Genomic DNA, 16,416 nt, shown 5'->3' with positions numbered 1-16,416 from the left:
TGCTGCCTCCCGTAGGAGTCTGGACCGTGTCTCAGTTCCAGTGTGTCCGTTCACCCTCTCAGGCCGGATACCCGTCATAGCCTTGGTAAGCCATTACCTTACCAACAAGCTGATAGGACATAGACCAATCCTTTAGCGTAAGCTCTTAAATAAATCTAAATTTGATTTATTGTGTGTATATTCTTAAATCTTAAAACTACTTTATAAAGTGCTTGTAAGCACAATCTAAAACAACAGCGATAAGTGCAATAGAAATACCAGCACTACTTGCAGCATCTTTTACGTCAGAAATACCCAAATCCTTTTTACTTGCAAAAGATTTTTGTATAGAATCTGTAAATTTAGAAACTTTATCACCTTCCCCAGAATTTGTTAATTTATCCGCCACGCACGATATAAAATTACCTATACTATCTTTATTTACAGCCATAAAAAACTCCTTAACTTTATCCAAAGAATATACACAACAACAAATATAGACTTATTTAAGAGCCACTTTCCCCCATGGGGTGTATCTAGTATTAATCATCGTTTCCAATGGCTATCCCAGACTAAAGGGCATGTTATCTATGCGTTACTCACCCGTGCGCCACTAATCCACTTCTAGCAAGCTAAAAGCTTCATCGTTCGACTTGCATGTATTAGGCACGCCGCCAGCGTTCACTCTGAGCCAGGATCAAACTCTCCATAAAAAAGTTTATTGTGCTATAAAACACAACAAAATCATAGAATCTAAAAACATAAAAGTTAAAGATTCCATAACAATTTAGGTTAAAAATTATAGAAAATATAATCCTAGTTCTTTTTAAAAATCTTGCAAAGATTAAAGATTCTATCGCCAAATTAAGATAAAGCGATAAAATCCAAAGCAATATTTGAGTTGTATTAAAGAATTAAACAATATTTAAGCTTTGCTTAGTTTTCAAAGATCATGCCTTAAATCACAAAAGAAGTAAAAGCAGAACCGCAAATTCAAACTTGCGAAACGAAACTATACCTAAACTAACCTTAAACCTAGCTTAAAGAATGCAGTTTGTTTATAAAATATGAAGCTCATAAAACAAAATTACTTGACTATTTAGATAAAAGACTTAAAAATTCTTAGCTACTTCATCCCAAAACTAACAAGTTTTTTTAAGCCATCGCTCACACTCATATTTGATTTTTTTATTTTATCCTTATGAATGCGTAAAAGTAGCCCAGATGTCGGCGGCGTCAAAGGGCAAAACACCCAAAAATACTCACCCTCTTCGCGTGTAATAAAGCCCATAATCTCGCCCCCACCAAGCTCCACAAACGCCACGCCAAGATACTTATCCTTGCTCTCGCCACTTAGCATATTCGTCAAATCCTTAATCGTGTAATACACGCTGCCAAGCAAGGGAATCTTGCTAATAATCCACTCGCCAAGCTTTACAAAAATCACATTTTGCCGCTTCTCAAAGCGATAGCCGATAAAAAAAATCACCGCCAAAATCAGCAAAATGAGCGCCGAACTCGCCACAATGCTAGGGATTTCCACGTCAAAATCCTCGTTTGCAAAGTGCTTTGCAGCCCATCTAACAAAGCCCAAAACCAAGTTCCACACGCCATCTAGCATACCAAATAAAAAAAACAAAAGCCACGCCACAATGCAAAATGGCAAAATCACGAGCACGCCCTTGCCAAAGATTCTAAAAAATCCACCCACGATATTTCCTTACAAGTTTTTTATTTTTTTACGCATTTTAACACTAAAATTATTACAAAATTTCCTGTGTTTTTGACAAAAAATATGCGTTATTTTTGTGTTATAATTTGCATTTTATAGTGTTTGGCAAGGAAATTTATGAGTGAAAAAGAGCAAGAAATTATTGTGATAAATGAGATGGATTACAGCATTGAAAGTGCTGAATCTAGCGGCTTTGAAGTCGCTCAAAATGATAATCAAAATGCCCTTTTTACCTTTAAAATGACGCAATCTAAAAGCGCGAATAATATGATTTTTTTGCTAAAAAATATTGTTTTGGAGTTTTTAGATTCTATAGAATCTAGTTTAGAATCTGCTGAATTTGTTACAAAAATCACCATAAAATACAAAATAGATTCTATAGAATCTACGCAAAATAGCCAAAAGTTTTTTATTTTTATGCAAGGAAGCAGCAAAAATATTTTGGATTTTTCAAATGCTTTAAGTGATTTGCCTTTGTCGCTTAATTTTACCTTTCAAAATTTAGAATTTATTAGCTTAGATTCTATAAATATTGAAACTTTTTGTGATTTTAGTGAATCTAGTTTTATAGAATTTGCCACAGCGAATTTAGATTCTAAAAATATAATTCCTAGCATTAAAGACTTACAAAATATAAAACAAAATTATGAATTAATTAGAAATTTTATAACTATAAAAAGCAAAGATTCTATAGAATCTATTTTAGAAAATCTAGCTAAAAAATTAGTAGAAAACAAAAAAATTATTATTCAAAAAGATAAGGAAATATTTGAACTTTTTATTGATAAAGAGTTATTAAATCTAAAAGATTCTAAGAAAAAAGTTATAGAATCTAAAGCCCTAAATATTGATAACATTCCACATGTGATGTTTGCTGATTTGTATAATGCGACTAGCTATCTAAGGATTAGCGATATTCAAAAGCAGATTTTGGCAAGTTTGGAAAATATAGAGATTTTATTAGCACTAAAAAGTGCGTTTGTGTCGCAGTTTCGCCCGATAGATTGCAAAAACATAGAATCTAAAGTGTCGCAAGATTCTAAAGATTTTAACACAGAAGATTCTAAGTCAAAAAATTCTAAAAATCATAACTTTTTAGAATCTAAAAATACAATTTTAGCAAGTTTGCCAAATGATTGTTTTTTAATGCTTTTATTTGATAAATTGCAGAAAAATTTTAACATTGATTTTGCCTTTTTTAAAAGCCTTAAAAGTGCTAAAAACGCCGAGCAAATCGATATTTCTTACACTTTAAAATATCATTTAGATTCTAATTTGCAAATTGTGGCAAGTAGTGAGAGTGGACGTTTTGTGCCGCTAAAATACGCGCACACCGACCTTTCAGGTTTTTTAAACAATCAAATAATTACTCAAAATAAGAAATTTATAATCCTACTTTCAAGTCGAAATAATAGCCTTTTTTGGCTTTATAATTTGAAAGGAAACGCCGAGTATAGCGAGATTTTAAACATTTCTTTTAGCACAAATTTAGCTACACATTTAAAGACACTTTACACTTATCAAAATGGCGATAAATTGCTAAAAAATTTTGCTTTGCAACACGCAGGAATAGCGCAAACTTGGGGGCTAGATTCTAACTTTGCTAGTAAAATCGGCTTAGATTCTAAAAAGTTACAAGATTCAAAACAATTTAATACAAAAAATATAGAATCTAATAACTTAATTGATATTTTTACACTGATAGAAAAACTGCTAAATCTCCCGCAAAATCTTTTGATTTACGCAAATAATTGCGTGCGAGAACGCGGTCCTAGAATTGATTTTAAGCTGGTGAAAATTAGTGAAAATATCAGCCTAGATTACGCGCGAATCCTGCGTAGCGTGCTTAGTTTTTACCTTGCGGGTGTGGAAGTTGAGCTTATTGCTTTTGGCGTGATTGAGAGTTTGTGCGAATTTATTGGCACGCTGTGTGGCGATATGCTTACAAACTACGGCGTAAGCGAAGTTTTCGCGTGTGGTGATATACTAACAAATCAAACTTTTTTAGACAAAATAATCTATGCGATACCTAAAAATATCTCTTTAAACCTGCCCACAAATGCCATTGATTTTAGTATCTAGATTCTATATTTTAGCGATGTAGCGGATTATATTTTTAATTGTTTTAAAATCTAGATTCTGTGCTAAAAGTTTATATGGGAAGTTATAAATTAAAATGTTTTGTGTTAAAGGGAATTTGGCGGTATATTTTGCGAAAAATAGGGCGTTTTCGCGGAAAAAATACTCTGCTTTATTATGTTTAGAATCTGTGGCTTTATCATTTTTAGAATCCATTGCTAAATTAGAATCAAGGGCTAAAAACTCATCTTTTTCATATTGTAGCATAGGGACGTGGTGGATAAAACGCGAAAAATTATCAAAGCACCATGATTTATATTCGTAAGTATAAATCATAAAATTATGCCAATATTTATCTAAAATGTATGAAAGCATACTTGTATGCTTAGTCTTTAGCCATCTTTCAAATTCTGTGTGTAATATAAGTGGATATTTTTCTAAAAATTCCATAATGGCAATATTTATATTTTCTTTTCTTAAATCATTTAGTGTGCGTTTAGTGATTTCAGGGATTCTATACGTCTTTTTGTAATAGCCTTTTTTATCGCTATGAGCTAAGAAAAAATCGTAATTTTTTATTAGATTATCTTAAGTAAGATTCTATCTTTTATTATAGAATCTAGTGCGAAACTATCGCTATATTAAACCAACAAGATTAGAATTTCAACTATTTATATTTATATCTGCTGATATATAAGCGTTCGCCATCTACAACTTGATAATAAACTTGTGTGTTGCAATTATTGCATTTTTTATGCTCAGCTTCAACCTCTTTGTAATTTTCTTTTAGATTATACTTAAATACAAAAGCCTTGCAAACCGGGCAATCAATGTAAAAAACTTTGCTAGACATAATAACTCCTTGTGAAAAGAATTAAAGATTATAGAATCTATCATTCTATTTTGACTTGAATTAACGCACAACACTTGTGTATATTTTAGTGCCATCAACACATTGAACCTTGATAGTTTTCCCACAGCTAGGGCATCTATAATCTTTAGTCCAATTTTTCTCTTCTTTTGAAAGCCTACCCCAAGATGTCGTTTCAACTCGTTTTAATCTAGTAACCACAGCACCGCACTTTACCGAAGTTTGACCATTTGTTGCAGGACATTTAATAACGCGACCATCGCTTTCACTCCTACCTGTCACAAGATAATCCCACAAATCATCTAACATCCCCATAATAAGCTCCTTGCTAAAATTTAGCCATTAATTAAAATAGCAAGTAGCATTATATATATTGTCAATAGTATTTGTAAAAGTTTTGTGGAAATTTGTGGGTTTAGTTTTATAATAAAGTTTGGTTAGATTTTATGAAATTATAGAATCTAGATTTTATAATATTTTCAAATTAATTATGCTAAGATTCTAAGCAATTCATCATAAAAAGGGTAAAAAATGCAAACTCTAAACTATGAAAAATACGAAAATATGGGCTATGCGGAGTTGAAACGTTCGCTAAATTATGCAGAGAAAAGAAAAGCAAAGCTTGAAAAGCAAAGCAAGGAAAACAAAGATTTAATCGCGTATTTAAAGGCAAAGGTGAAAAAGCCCACTAAAAAGCCAAAGTATGAGTTTATACCGATTGAAAAGGCAAGCTGCATAAAAAATGCACAAAAAATTTGGGAAAGTATGACGCAAGAGGAGCGCGACAGGCTAGATGTCGAGCTACAGGCGGATATAAATAGGACTTATGATGATTAAGGTTGAAATTGACAAAAAGGCGAATAAATTTGTCGATGATTTAGCCAAGACAAACAAAGAGGCGAATGTAAAAATCGCGAATTTTTTGAGTGAAACCCTGCCAAATTATAGCGGCGACCTTTATGCCAAATGCCAAATATTTAAAAGGCTACAAAGATAATAGATATAGATGGCGAATAGGGCAATATCGTAATCGGCTTAGTCACAAAGCAAGAAATTTTCATCGTTAGCGTGATAAAAATTGATAAAAGGGATGATAAAACATATAAACGATAGAATCTAGATTCTAAGGTTTGTGATTTGTTTATAGAATCTAATTTTGTTGTTTTGTGTTTTAAGATTCTATGATTTTAGTGTTTATAAAGATTTTTATTTACATCAGTTTTGTAAAAAGATTTTCCTTAGTCCATAGACTTAACATTTCCACACGGCAAAAGTGTAAGTTTAAATCGGTTGATTTAACTCCTTTAGTGCAGCAATGATATTACTATGGCACAAGGTGTAATTTTAGAATCTATACAAAAATATTTGCTAAAAATTGCGAGTGTGGAAAAATACAAATTTTGTTTTTAAAACTATTTTAATATGCTTTTATATTGATAAAATCTATGCTATTGCTAGGGATAGATTCTAAACCTTTTTTACAATCAATATTATAAATTTCGTAATTTTTATTTTTAAAAGTTAGGTATTTCATTGTTTGAATCCATTTTGGTAAAAATGAAATTATAGAATCTTTTTAATGGATTTTGAGTTTAGATTCTAGAATCTAAATTTAATTTTATAAGCATTCATAGAATCTGCGGATATTATGCGAATTACGACGTTTTAAAAAGTCAGTATTAAGCAAATTTTTAGCGAATGTTTTGAATGTTTCATCAATATTATTACTTTTAAGCAAGTCTTTATAGGTTTCTAAGCTGATTTCTAATCGCATTATTTTATCCCTTGGATAGAATCTACTTTTTATTGTTTATGTATATTGTCCCTTGTCCGTTGCATTTTTCGCATTTTGCGATAACTTTGCCATTGTCATCTTTGTATGTGCCTTTGCCATTGCAAGCGGGACATTCTATGCCACCATTTCCCATAAAGTCTCCTTATATGAATATAAGCTGTGTCAAAACTTCCTTTCAAAATGTTGCGTATTCTAAGCTTCTCCGCTACCACCGCAAGAACCACATATTTCCCATTGCTTAGAATAGTCATCCCAAATTTTTCCACTGCCACCACATGTCTCACATCTCACAAATACTTCCATAACTTTCTCCTTTACAATAAATTTGTTGTCTTATTACTCTTCAGTTTCACCACGACCACCACAATTAGGACATATCATCCAGTTCCCATCACCATCCCTAACTTTACCCGTGCCATTGCAATCAAAACAATATAACATAAAAACTCCTTTTTGTTAAAATATGTGTAGCATTATATATATATATATATATTGTCAATAGTATTTGTAAAAGTTTTGTGGAAATTTGTAGGATTATAAGATTTGTGTTTAGAATCTAGATTCTATAAATCTCAAAGCATTTCTAGCGAGTTTATCACACACTCAAAAATTTGCCTCAAAGATTCTATATCGCTTAAAGCAACGCGTTCATTTACAGCGTGGATTCTATCATTGCAAACGCCCACTTCCGCGACTTCTACGCCATATTCGCTAAAGAAACGTGCATCACTTGTCCCCCCGCTCGTGCTTAAAGTTGGCTTAAATCCTTGCGTTTCCACCACGCTTTTTTCTAGCAATTTCACTAATTTAGAATCTTTTTTTGCGACAAAACTTTTTGATGTTTGCTTCAAAGAAAGCTCGTGTGGGACGCCTTTTAGCACACTTTCAATGTAGCCTTTCACGCTATCCACATCACTCAAAGTCGAGTTTCGCACATTAAACATAATTTTTAGCTCCGCCGGGGTCACATTTACCGCTTCAATGCCACCGCGAATGTCGGTGATGACGAGCTTTGAAGGCGCAAAATTTGCATCGCCGCTATCCAAATTCACCCCTGCTAATTTGCCTAGTTTCGCGCCCAAAAGCTCAAGCGGATTTACGCATTTTTCAGGGTAGGCGACATGCCCTTGCTTGCCTTTGATTGTGATTTTGCCATTGATTGAGCCGCGGCGACCGACTTTGATTGTATCGCCTGATTTTTTTTCGCTTGTTGGCTCGGCGACAATGGCGTAGTGTGGCAGTAAGTTTTTTTCTTTTAGCACTTCTAGCATGTATCTTGTGCCATAGATTCCATCGCCTTCCTCATCGCTTGTTAGCAGGATTGAGATGATTTTTTCGCCCTTTTTTATGGAATCTAAGTTGTTGATTATGGCTTGCAAAAAACAGGCAATCCCCCCTTTCATATCTTGAGAACCCCGTCCATATAAGAAAAGTTTTTTATTTTCTTCTTTATTAAAAATAGGGCGGTAAGCGGCGTTTAGGTTTTTAAAATCTTTATTATGAGTAGGGTGGTGGGTGGGCGATAGGTTTTTAGAATCTGTTTTTATAGAATCTTGGCTTTGAGATTCAGTATTTTTAGAATCTTTTTGTTTAGAATCTTGCAAACTAGATTCTATATTTTTAGATTCTAAAATCTCGCTATTTATGGTATTTCTCTTGGATGTAACATTTGTAATATCCATAGAATCTTGCAAACTAGATTCTATATTTTCTTGCATTTCAATAGTCGGGCTAAAAGGCGGATATTTCCACACACTTATAGAATCTTCTTTTTCATTAGTAGGATGGTGAGTGGCGTTTAAGTTTTTAGAATCTTTCTCTAAAATAGGGTGGTGGGTGGGCGATAGGTTGTTTTTAGAATCTTTTTTAGAATCTTGCGAATTAGATTCAGTATTTTTAGAATCTGTTTTCGTAAAATCTTGCAAATTAGATTCTATATTTTTAGATTCTAAAATCTCGTTATTTAGGGCATTTCTCTTGGATGTAACATTTGTAATATCCATAGAATCTTGCACTTTAGATTCTATATTTTCTTGCGTTTTTTTAGAATCTTTAGATTCTATTTTCACAAACTTAGAATCTTTACAAATATAATCCCCGCCGGGAGCTACCACATCAATATGCCCAGCAAAACAAAAATGTTTCAAAGTCCTAAACGCCTTTAATTCATTTTCACTAAAATCATTAGAATCTTTTTCTAAAGTAGGGCGATGAGCGTTTTCTTTAGAATCTTCTTTATTATTAGGGCGGTAAGCGGCGTTTAGGTTTTTAGAATCTTTCTCTAAAATAGGGTGGTGGGTGGGCGATAGGATAGAATCTTGTGTATTTTTAGAATCTGTTTTCATAGAATCTTGGCTTTTAGATTCAGTATTTTTAGAATCTTTTTGTTTAGAATTTTGCAAACTAGATTCTATATTTTTAGATTCTAAAACCTCGTTATTTAGGGCATTTCTCTTGGATGTAACATTTGTAATATCCATAGAATTTTGCAAATTAGATTCTAAAAACTTCGGCGGAATGTAGTAAAAAAGCACATTTTTCACGCCATTTTTTTCAATCTCAAAACGTCTAAATTGCGGCAAAAGCGTAGCAATATACTCATAAATCCCACACTCCAAAGGCGTCACACTAGGATAACTAACAAGCCTTTTTAAAATCTCAACACTACTAACATCTCGCATTTTCCACCCTTTAGAATCCAACAGAATCTAATTACTACCCATAAGGTCTTTCACGCGTTTTAAGAACCATTCATAATTGTTAGCAAAGCCCTGTGTCATTTGCTCGAGTTTAGAATCTAGGTTTGTAAGATTTGATGAAATATTCTCTTGTAGGGCTTTGCCTTGCTGTGTTAAAAGAGCAGTGTTTTGGCTAAAAGTTTGCGTTATAGAATCTAAGGTCGCTTTTTGCGTATCAAATAAAGTCGTGCTAGAATTTGTCAAAGTAGCGATATTTTCTTTTACGCTCAAAACGGCTTTATTAAATTCAGCGGCTGCTGCTTGTTGATTTTTAATATTTGTTTGCATACTTGCTTGCATTAGCTTAATATATTGCACGCAAAGATTTTTAAAGTTATTATTTAGCCCTTCAAAACTAGCCTTTGTCCCCGAGTCAAAAGACGTTAAAGTAGTTTCAAAATTTGTAATCTTAGATTCTAAAGAGTTCAACAATTCATTATTTTTATTAATAATACTACTAAATTGTGAAACTATTCTTTCATTAAAATTATTTAGATTAGATTCTAAACTTTCATAGAATCTTGATGCAAAATTCGCATTTTGTTTCATCAAACTCACACTCATTGCCTCATTATTCACTTGCAAAGATTCTAAATGTTTGGCGATATTAGTTGCCGACTCGCTAAAAGATGCGGACGCACCGCTAAAAGAAGACACAAAATTATTCAAATTTTCATTAATATTTTTCATTAAATTCGCATTCGTATCAAAGCTATTTTGCATATTTTCCTTAAAAGTGTCCGCATTTTTGCTATACACTTCGCTTAAAAGATTACTAATAGAATCTAGCCCAGCCTTAGCCTCGCCACTTAGTGCGCCCAAAGAGTTAGAAATATGCGCATTGCTTTGGTTTATCCGCTCAATCATATTATCCATTTTTTCGTTAAATTTCGCATTTGCGGTGTAGAAAAAATCATCCAACTTTTTATGCGACGTAAGCAAATTATTTGAAATATTTATCGCTTGTGAATCAAGGCTCTTAACTATCAATTCATTATCTTTTTCAAGCATATCGCTTAAATTTATATAGTTATGCTCTAGCATTTTGTTAAATTTGCTTAACATTTGCTGCAGGTTCGTATCTAGGCTTGTCGTTTGCGTTTGCAAAAATTCATGCAAAGTATCCCCTTTAGCGACAAGGTCTTCATTTAGCTGTTTTGTCTGGCTATTTAGGGCATCTTTAAGATTTTGCGTTTGCTCTGTCAAGTTCTGCGTTAGATTTTGTGTTTGCTCATTAAGGAAGTTGCTTAAATCCTGTGTGTGCCTATCAAAAGTGGTATTCATTCGCTTATACTGCCCTTTCAAAAGGTCGTTAAAATCGCCACTTGTTTGGATAAAATATTGACTAGAATTTTTCATCGCTTCAAAGATAGAATCTGTTGCCTTGCTGTGCTGGGCGTGGAGCGTTTCATTAAAAATATTAAAGGTTTCATTCGCACTTTTGCTAAGATTTTCTACCTCTTTCAAAAGATTTTCATTTAAAGATTCAATATTATTTTGCAAACTCTCTTTATAGCTTTTTTGTAACTCTTGGAGATTATTAATTGTATTTTCCATAGTTTTTGTGCTGGTAGATTCTAAATTTTGTAATGAATGTTTATGCAAGTCTTCTAACGTTTGTAAGTTTTGATTATGCGTAGTCGTTAAGAAATCTTTGGTATTTGCTAGATTAGATTCTATTTGCTCTAAGTTTTGGCGGTGCAAATCTTGGAGCTTATTAATATGCTCGTTTGTTAGCATATTCGTGCTTTCAATCTGCTCATTGATACAAGTCTTGCTAGAATCTATAAAGTTTTTCAAATTAGATTCTATATTTTCTTGGGAAATCTTGCTAGATTCTAAAATCTGCTCTTTTACATTGCTAAAGTTTTGGGCGATTTTGTCAGTGAAGTTTTCATATAAATTAGTTAGATTATTTGTAATTTTTTCATGCTCTATGTTTAGCGTGTTATTAAGGCTTTCTTGGGCGGCTTTAAAGCTAGAATTTAGCGTATTTATAGAATCTTTACTAAAGGTTTTAAAGCTTTCGTTGTAATCTTGAATGCCGTCACGCAGGGTATTTGTCGTATCTGTGATATAGTTTTGGAGCGTGCTAAATTTTTCATTATAAAGCTGTGTTATATTTTCATGTTGATTTTTAGCGTGATTTATAGAATATAGGCTAATAGATTCTAAGTTTTGTAACATTTTATCGGTATTAGTTTTGAAATTTATAGCTAATTCGCTTAACGCTTCGCCTTTTGCTTTTAAATCATCGCTTGTTTGGTTTGCCAAATTATTAGATTCTAAAGCGGCGGTTTTAAAAGATTCTAAAACTTGCTCGTTTGCATTTGTAAGCGTATTTTTAAACTCATTATGAGAATCTTTAATGTAGTTCAACGCTTCAATATGACTAGCGGAAAGTTCGCTACTCACGCTTTTTAAGCGATTTGAATTTGTATTAAAAAACTCTAATGCTTTGCTATCATATTCTTTAAAATAAGATTCTAAATTATTTTTAGACTCACTTATAGAATCTATAAAATGTTTGGATGTTTCTAACGCAATTAAACTAGAATCTTTTAAAGACGAAATAGCCGCCAGCTTTTCCTCAAAGCTAGATTCTAAGCTATTTAGGGTTTTCAAGGCTTCACGCAGCCGCTCTTGAATCTCTAAATTATTCTCATTATATTTTCTTATCTCTTCTAAATTTAACGTATTTGTGTTTAGAATCTGGGTCGCTTGTTCCATATTATCTTGCGCGGCTTTTAAGCTCTGTCGCATTTCTTGCATAGATTGCGTATTTTGCACTATAGAATCTTTGTAGTTTTCCTGCCACGTTAGCATATTTTTTGTGGCTTCATTTAGCTGTTTAAAGTTCTCGCCAAATTGTTCTTTCAAATTGTTATTAAAATCGCTAATGACAATTTCTAATGCCTTTATTAGCTCCTTACTAGCGCCACTTGCTAATGTTTCTAGGGCTTTATTTAGCGAAGATTCTATATCTTTTAGCATAGTTTTTAGCTGCGTTTCAAAGTTTTCCTTTTTTTCGATTTCAGCCTTTATGCCTTGCATAATTTGTCGTAAGTAAGATAGTTCGCGTAAGTTGCTTAGTTCATCTAGTTTGCTTACTTGCTGAGTTATAAAATCTAGCTCATTTATATCGTCTTCGTCTGCTTTAGTTTTCGCCTTTTGAAATATGCTTAAAGCAATCGCTAAGCCCATCCCAACGATACTTGTATAAAACGCGGTTTTCAATCCATCAAGCAAAGTCGGCACAGATTCTAGCAAATTAGTCGTATCAAAGCCAAGCAGCCCGATAAAAATCCCAACAAATGTCCCCAAAATCCCAAGGCTCATCATAAGCGACTTAAAGTCCTTGTGGCTTTTGGTATTAAAGCTTTTCATATCCCAAAACGCAAGCCCTAACATAATTATGGTAAAAAGTATATTGACAATCATATATGCCCTTTTTAGATTCTATGATTTGTGGAATCTTTTCGCTATTCTGGCTTTTTAAGGCAGATTCTAACTAAGCAAAAAAGCGTATTATAACAATTTATTGTGTGTTTTTAAATCTTATATGTAAGTTTATGGAATCTATATTTTGTTACATTTATATACATTTTTTAGATATGTGAATGTCAAAATGTAGTCTTAAGAAACACTTCGTTAAAAAAATTCGTAATGTTGTAAGATTTTTTATCATAATATCAAATATTTTGATATTATAAAAAATACTACAATTTTAAAGGAGAGATTATGGCAAAAGATGTTATGAGTGAAAGCGAACTATATAAGTTCTTGGGTAAATACGGCATTAAGACGCCTGAGTGCAAAAGTGTCGGCTTGGATGAAAAGATTAGCTTTAGCAAGTTCCCTGCAGTAATCAAGATTCAATCGCCAAAAGTCGTGCATAAAAGCGATGTGGGCGGCGTAATCTTGCATTTAAATAGCAATGAAGACCTTGAAAATGGGAGACGGCAAATCATTGAGAATCTAAAAAAGCACAACATTACGCTAGATTCTAACGATGGCTTTATCATTACGCAAATGGTCTTTGGCGAGGAGCTTTATGTAGGTAGCGTAGAAGATGCTACTTTTGGTAATGTTATCCTTTTTGGTAAAGGTGGAATCTACCTTGAGCTATATAAAGATGTGTGCTATATCGAGGCAAATGCACGTAAAGATGAGATTAAACGCGCCATTGCTACGACTAAAATCGGTGAGTTGTTTCATGGATTCCGCGGGTTTGATTATAAAGAAGAGTGGGCTATCAACTTAATAGAATCTGTGCAAAAAATGCTAAAAGAAAATAACATAAAAGAGCTTGATATTAACCCTTTGAAACTAACAAAAGATGGGCTAATAGCAGTGGATGCTAGAATCTTAAAAGGAGATTCTACATATAAAGAAGACAATAGAGAGAAAAAACGTCCTGACTTCCTTGATAATAAACGCGTGGTAATTGTGGGCGCTAACACTGAAAAAGGCAAAACAGGCTACACAATCGCTAGAAATGCTAGAAGCTTTGAGGGCGAACTATTCTATGTAAATGCAAAGGGTGGTGAGCTATTTGGTAAGAAGCTATATAAGAGTGTGAATGATATTGAAGGCGATATTGACACCGCTGTAATCGTGGTCGCGGCAAAGTTTGTAATACCTACAATCCATGATTTGGTAAAGAAAAATCTTAAGAATCTAATCATTATCACTGCTGGATTTAAAGAAGCTGGAAATGAAAAAGATGAGCTAGAAATCGCGCGTCTTGGCAAAGAGCATAACTTTAATATTATGGGTCCAAATTGTCTTGGATTCTACGAAGATTCTAAAAAACTTAATATCACATTTGGCACAGGCGAAGTGCATAGCGGCGACTTGGCTTTCATATCACAAAGTGGCGCGGTTTTAGCGTCATTAATGGATAGAGCAGCAGAGCTAAATATCGGCTTTTCACACCTATTTAGCATCGGTAATGCGGCGGATTTAAGGGCTGTGGATTTAATCCCTATGCTAGATTCTGCTAAGACTTGCAAGGCGATTACAATTTATATCGAGGGTGCGGCGCGTGGTAGGTCGCTGTGTGAAAGCATTAGAAATTGTAAAAAGCCTATTTATTTATTCAAAGCGGCAAAAAGTGAAGCGGCTAAAAAGGCGGCATTTAGCCACACAGGGAACTTGAGTGGGAATTATGCGATGTTTCATGGCATTATGAAAAGCTTAGGCGTGCATGTGGTAGAGACGCTAGATTCACTAATTTTTGCGCCATTATTTAAGGATGTGAAAAATATCGTGGTTATCACAAATGCTGGTGGTCCAGGCACGGTGCTAACTGATGCGATTAGCAATGCTGGTAAGAATTTGTATGAGCTAAATGCTAGCCAAATCGCAGAGCTTGATAAAGCGTTACCGCCGATGTGGTCGCATAATAACCCTATTGATGTTATCGGTGATGCCCTGCCTGATAGATATGAGCACGCGTTGAAAATCGCGGATAAATTCGATAATATCGACTTAATCTATATGCTTATTACACCGCAGGATATGACGGATGCTTTAGGCACGGTTAAGATTCTAAAACAGCATAACTTTAAACACAAAGTCGTGCCTATTTTACTAGGGGGCGAGAATATGCGTGAAGCGCGTAAATTCTGCCTTGATAACGACATCTTATTCTTTGCTAGTATCGCACAAGCATGTGAATTTTTACCGCAGAGCTAAGCCACATTTTTAGATTCTACACGGGGGTTGTAGAATCTTAGATTCTGTAAATTTATATCACATTGTTGGGTTAAACCCCGCCTTTTTTCTTTATCCCAATTTACACATGAATATAGAATCAAAAACAAAATTCTAACCTTTAAGATTCTGCCCTTTTACTAAGAATTTAAATAAGACTAAGTTGCAAATGGCACATTTATAAAATATACATCTTTGCCTACTTGTCTAAAATAATATATATTAAAGTCTAGAGATACTAATATAATGTTATTAGAAAAATGTAAGACACAAAGAAATGTATAATCAATATCTTGTATCTCATGTGGATATGTGTTACCATTACTTTTTATCTCTATTGTATCGCCCAAGTCATATTGTATAGTATCTGGATAAGAATCTTGTGCTGACATTTTTAATAGACGCATTGTGATTTCATTAGGATAATCTTCGGCTGATTCTCCTATTTTTTTTTTATAGATTTCTGCTACATTAACATCTTTATAGATTATTAAGATAAGATGTCCTGTTTCATCTATACTGCTATATCCTGTAGTATTAAATTCTATCTCTGTGTAATATCTATATTCTTTTTTATATTTAATCCTATCATCTTGAGCTAAAACGCTATTAATATCATCTAATATAATAGAATATCCATCTTTTACTAACCTTTTTCTTTCTTCTACATTTAAGCCTTTTTTAAATCCCATAGGAGAATTTTCATCTCTCCATTCTTCCCAAATGTTCACGCTCACTCCTTTTTATTAAATAAACAATTGTCCATATCCTTGCTACATCTTTCTTGTTCTTGTTTTTCTTCTTTAGTAAAATCACTTTCAATTACTTTAGCTTGTAAGTAAAAGGCTGGGTTTATTCTGTTTGCTTGATTATCTCTTACCTCAAGATGTAAATGTGGTGCTTTTGTATTATTAGCATTGCCACTTATACCACTATATCCTATAAGCTCTCCTGCTTTTACTTCTTGTCCTTGCTTTACAAGTATTTTCTCTAAATGAGCATATAATAAATAATATGTGTTTGAGTTTTCATTAAATCCTTCTTGTTTTTTCTCACCTTTGTTTTTATATTTTAGCTGATAATTAATAAAGTTTTTTCTAATTTTTAGAATCTTTATTGCATCTCCTGTTAGTTCTAGGATTATTTGGTTGCCGTAACTTTTATTTCTATTGCCTTTCTTAGCATCAAAAACTTTTATTAAATGCACTCTAGAATCTAATGGAGCATATACAGGTGTTTCTTTTTTGGCAAATAAGTCTATGCCTTGATGGATTTGAGGTTCTTGTTTTTGATTGATTCTAACTTGTCCAAACATAGCAGATTGTAATTTTTTGACTCCACTATAGTTATATATAGTAACCCTAGGATTAACAATAGGATTAAACCAAGTGATAACTCTAAAGATAGGATTTCTTAATACTTTTTGTTGTTTGTCATTTAAGGTTATTTGTGACTTTGTGTATGCAAATACTACTATTTGTTTATCATAGTTATATAAGTTGTT

Annotated in this window: 15 protein-coding genes and 1 rRNA gene; 4 read left to right on the top strand and 12 right to left on the bottom strand. The window is 33.1% G+C overall.

Features of this window, described 5'->3' with window-relative positions:
• Positions 1-692: ribosomal RNA gene (locus tag LS64_RS11550) — 16S ribosomal RNA — on the bottom strand; the annotation flags it as partial.
• Positions 693-1,105: 413 nt separating this feature from the next.
• Positions 1,106-1,690 carry a DUF502 domain-containing protein gene (locus LS64_RS11545; RefSeq protein WP_034569756.1) on the bottom strand — a complete coding sequence of 195 codons (585 nt, stop codon included), beginning with the start codon at positions 1,688-1,690 and terminating at the stop codon, positions 1,106-1,108.
• Between the two features lie 138 nt (positions 1,691-1,828).
• On the opposite strand from LS64_RS11545, the gene LS64_RS11540 reads away from it, so the two are divergent.
• A complete protein-coding gene (locus LS64_RS11540) occupies positions 1,829-3,793 on the top strand; it encodes a hypothetical protein (protein WP_034569759.1) in 1,965 nt (654 codons plus the stop codon).
• A 3-nt stretch (positions 3,794-3,796) separates the two neighbouring features.
• On the opposite strand, the gene LS64_RS11535 is transcribed toward LS64_RS11540, so the two are convergent.
• From LS64_RS11535 to LS64_RS11525, 3 genes are all read right to left on the bottom strand, one after another.
• A complete protein-coding gene (locus LS64_RS11535) occupies positions 3,797-4,240 on the bottom strand; it encodes a glycine-rich domain-containing protein (RefSeq protein WP_052062313.1) in 444 nt (147 codons plus the stop codon).
• A gap of 217 nt (positions 4,241-4,457) precedes the next feature.
• Positions 4,458-4,643, bottom strand: a complete 186-nt coding sequence (locus LS64_RS11530) for a hypothetical protein (RefSeq protein WP_034569761.1) — start codon at positions 4,641-4,643, stop codon at positions 4,458-4,460.
• A 60-nt stretch (positions 4,644-4,703) separates the two neighbouring features.
• Positions 4,704-4,976: a hypothetical protein gene (locus tag LS64_RS11525; protein ID WP_034569764.1), complete on the bottom strand. Its 273-nt coding sequence runs from the start codon at positions 4,974-4,976 to the stop codon at positions 4,704-4,706.
• A gap of 216 nt (positions 4,977-5,192) precedes the next feature.
• Between LS64_RS11525 and LS64_RS11520 the strand changes: the two genes are divergently transcribed.
• Together LS64_RS11520 and LS64_RS13450 are read left to right on the top strand one after the other, a co-directional pair.
• Positions 5,193-5,498 (top strand): hypothetical protein, encoded by a 306-nt coding sequence (locus LS64_RS11520; RefSeq protein ID WP_034569766.1) that lies wholly within the window; start codon positions 5,193-5,195, stop codon positions 5,496-5,498.
• Entirely contained in the window at positions 5,491-5,658 is a 168-nt protein-coding gene (locus LS64_RS13450; RefSeq protein WP_237416296.1) for a hypothetical protein, read from the top strand. Before LS64_RS11520 ends, LS64_RS13450 begins: the two co-directional genes overlap by 8 nt.
• Positions 5,659-6,279: 621 nt before the next feature.
• Here the strand turns inward: LS64_RS13450 and LS64_RS12630 are convergent.
• From LS64_RS12630 to LS64_RS11500, 4 genes are all read right to left on the bottom strand, one after another.
• A complete protein-coding gene (locus tag LS64_RS12630; RefSeq protein ID WP_160659353.1) occupies positions 6,280-6,435 on the bottom strand; it encodes a hypothetical protein in 156 nt (51 codons plus the stop codon).
• 22 nt (positions 6,436-6,457) lie between these two features.
• Complete coding sequence (locus LS64_RS13730) at positions 6,458-6,589, bottom strand: hypothetical protein (protein WP_272916591.1); 132 nt, start codon at positions 6,587-6,589, stop codon at positions 6,458-6,460.
• Positions 6,590-7,028: 439 nt separating this feature from the next.
• A complete protein-coding gene (gene dapE, locus LS64_RS13445) occupies positions 7,029-9,137 on the bottom strand; it encodes a succinyl-diaminopimelate desuccinylase (protein WP_237416297.1) in 2,109 nt (702 codons plus the stop codon).
• A 27-nt stretch (positions 9,138-9,164) separates the two neighbouring features.
• Complete coding sequence (locus tag LS64_RS11500; protein ID WP_118949411.1) at positions 9,165-12,635, bottom strand: apolipoprotein A-IV repeat region-like domain-containing protein; 3,471 nt, start codon at positions 12,633-12,635, stop codon at positions 9,165-9,167.
• A gap of 300 nt (positions 12,636-12,935) precedes the next feature.
• Between LS64_RS11500 and LS64_RS11495 the strand changes: the two genes are divergently transcribed.
• Positions 12,936-14,894 (top strand): acetate--CoA ligase family protein, encoded by a 1,959-nt coding sequence (locus LS64_RS11495; RefSeq protein ID WP_034569509.1) that lies wholly within the window; start codon positions 12,936-12,938, stop codon positions 14,892-14,894.
• Here the strand turns inward: LS64_RS11495 and LS64_RS13725 are convergent.
• From LS64_RS13725 to LS64_RS13720, 3 genes are all read right to left on the bottom strand, one after another.
• On the bottom strand, positions 14,891-15,022 hold the full coding sequence (locus tag LS64_RS13725; protein ID WP_272916589.1) for a hypothetical protein: 132 nt from the start codon (positions 15,020-15,022) through the stop codon (positions 14,891-14,893). The genes LS64_RS11495 and LS64_RS13725 overlap by 4 nt on opposite strands.
• A 48-nt stretch (positions 15,023-15,070) precedes the next feature.
• On the bottom strand, positions 15,071-15,643 hold the full coding sequence (locus tag LS64_RS11490) for a hypothetical protein (RefSeq protein WP_034571671.1): 573 nt from the start codon (positions 15,641-15,643) through the stop codon (positions 15,071-15,073).
• A 2-nt stretch (positions 15,644-15,645) separates the two neighbouring features.
• Positions 15,646-16,416, bottom strand: a 771-nt coding sequence (locus LS64_RS13720) for a M23 family metallopeptidase (RefSeq protein ID WP_138127369.1), incomplete at its 5' end; no start/stop codon positions are given.

Source organism: Helicobacter saguini (genome assembly GCF_000762875.2).
GTDB classification, from domain to species: Bacteria; Campylobacterota; Campylobacteria; order Campylobacterales; family Helicobacteraceae; genus Helicobacter_A; species Helicobacter_A saguini.
This window is presented reverse-complemented; position numbering and strand designations above follow the sequence as displayed.

Excerpts from the sequence above, each read along its gene's own strand:
- LS64_RS11540 (WP_034569759.1), top strand. The coding sequence starts at position 1,829 with ATGAGTGAAAAAGAGCAAGAAATTATTGTGATAAATGAGATGGATTAC.
- LS64_RS11535 (WP_052062313.1), bottom strand. The coding sequence starts at position 4,240 with ATGGAATTTTTAGAAAAATATCCACTTATATTACACACAGAATTTGAA.
- LS64_RS11530 (WP_034569761.1), bottom strand. The coding sequence starts at position 4,643 with ATGTCTAGCAAAGTTTTTTACATTGATTGCCCGGTTTGCAAGGCTTTT.
- LS64_RS11525 (WP_034569764.1), bottom strand. The coding sequence starts at position 4,976 with ATGGGGATGTTAGATGATTTGTGGGATTATCTTGTGACAGGTAGGAGT.
- LS64_RS11520 (WP_034569766.1), top strand. The coding sequence starts at position 5,193 with ATGCAAACTCTAAACTATGAAAAATACGAAAATATGGGCTATGCGGAG.
- LS64_RS13450 (WP_237416296.1), top strand. The coding sequence starts at position 5,491 with ATGATTAAGGTTGAAATTGACAAAAAGGCGAATAAATTTGTCGATGAT.
- LS64_RS12630 (WP_160659353.1), bottom strand. The coding sequence starts at position 6,435 with ATGCGATTAGAAATCAGCTTAGAAACCTATAAAGACTTGCTTAAAAGT.
- LS64_RS13730 (WP_272916591.1), bottom strand. The coding sequence starts at position 6,589 with ATGGGAAATGGTGGCATAGAATGTCCCGCTTGCAATGGCAAAGGCACA.
- dapE (WP_237416297.1), bottom strand. The coding sequence starts at position 9,137 with ATGCGAGATGTTAGTAGTGTTGAGATTTTAAAAAGGCTTGTTAGTTAT.
- LS64_RS11500 (WP_118949411.1), bottom strand. The coding sequence starts at position 12,635 with ATGATTGTCAATATACTTTTTACCATAATTATGTTAGGGCTTGCGTTT.
- LS64_RS11495 (WP_034569509.1), top strand. The coding sequence starts at position 12,936 with ATGGCAAAAGATGTTATGAGTGAAAGCGAACTATATAAGTTCTTGGGT.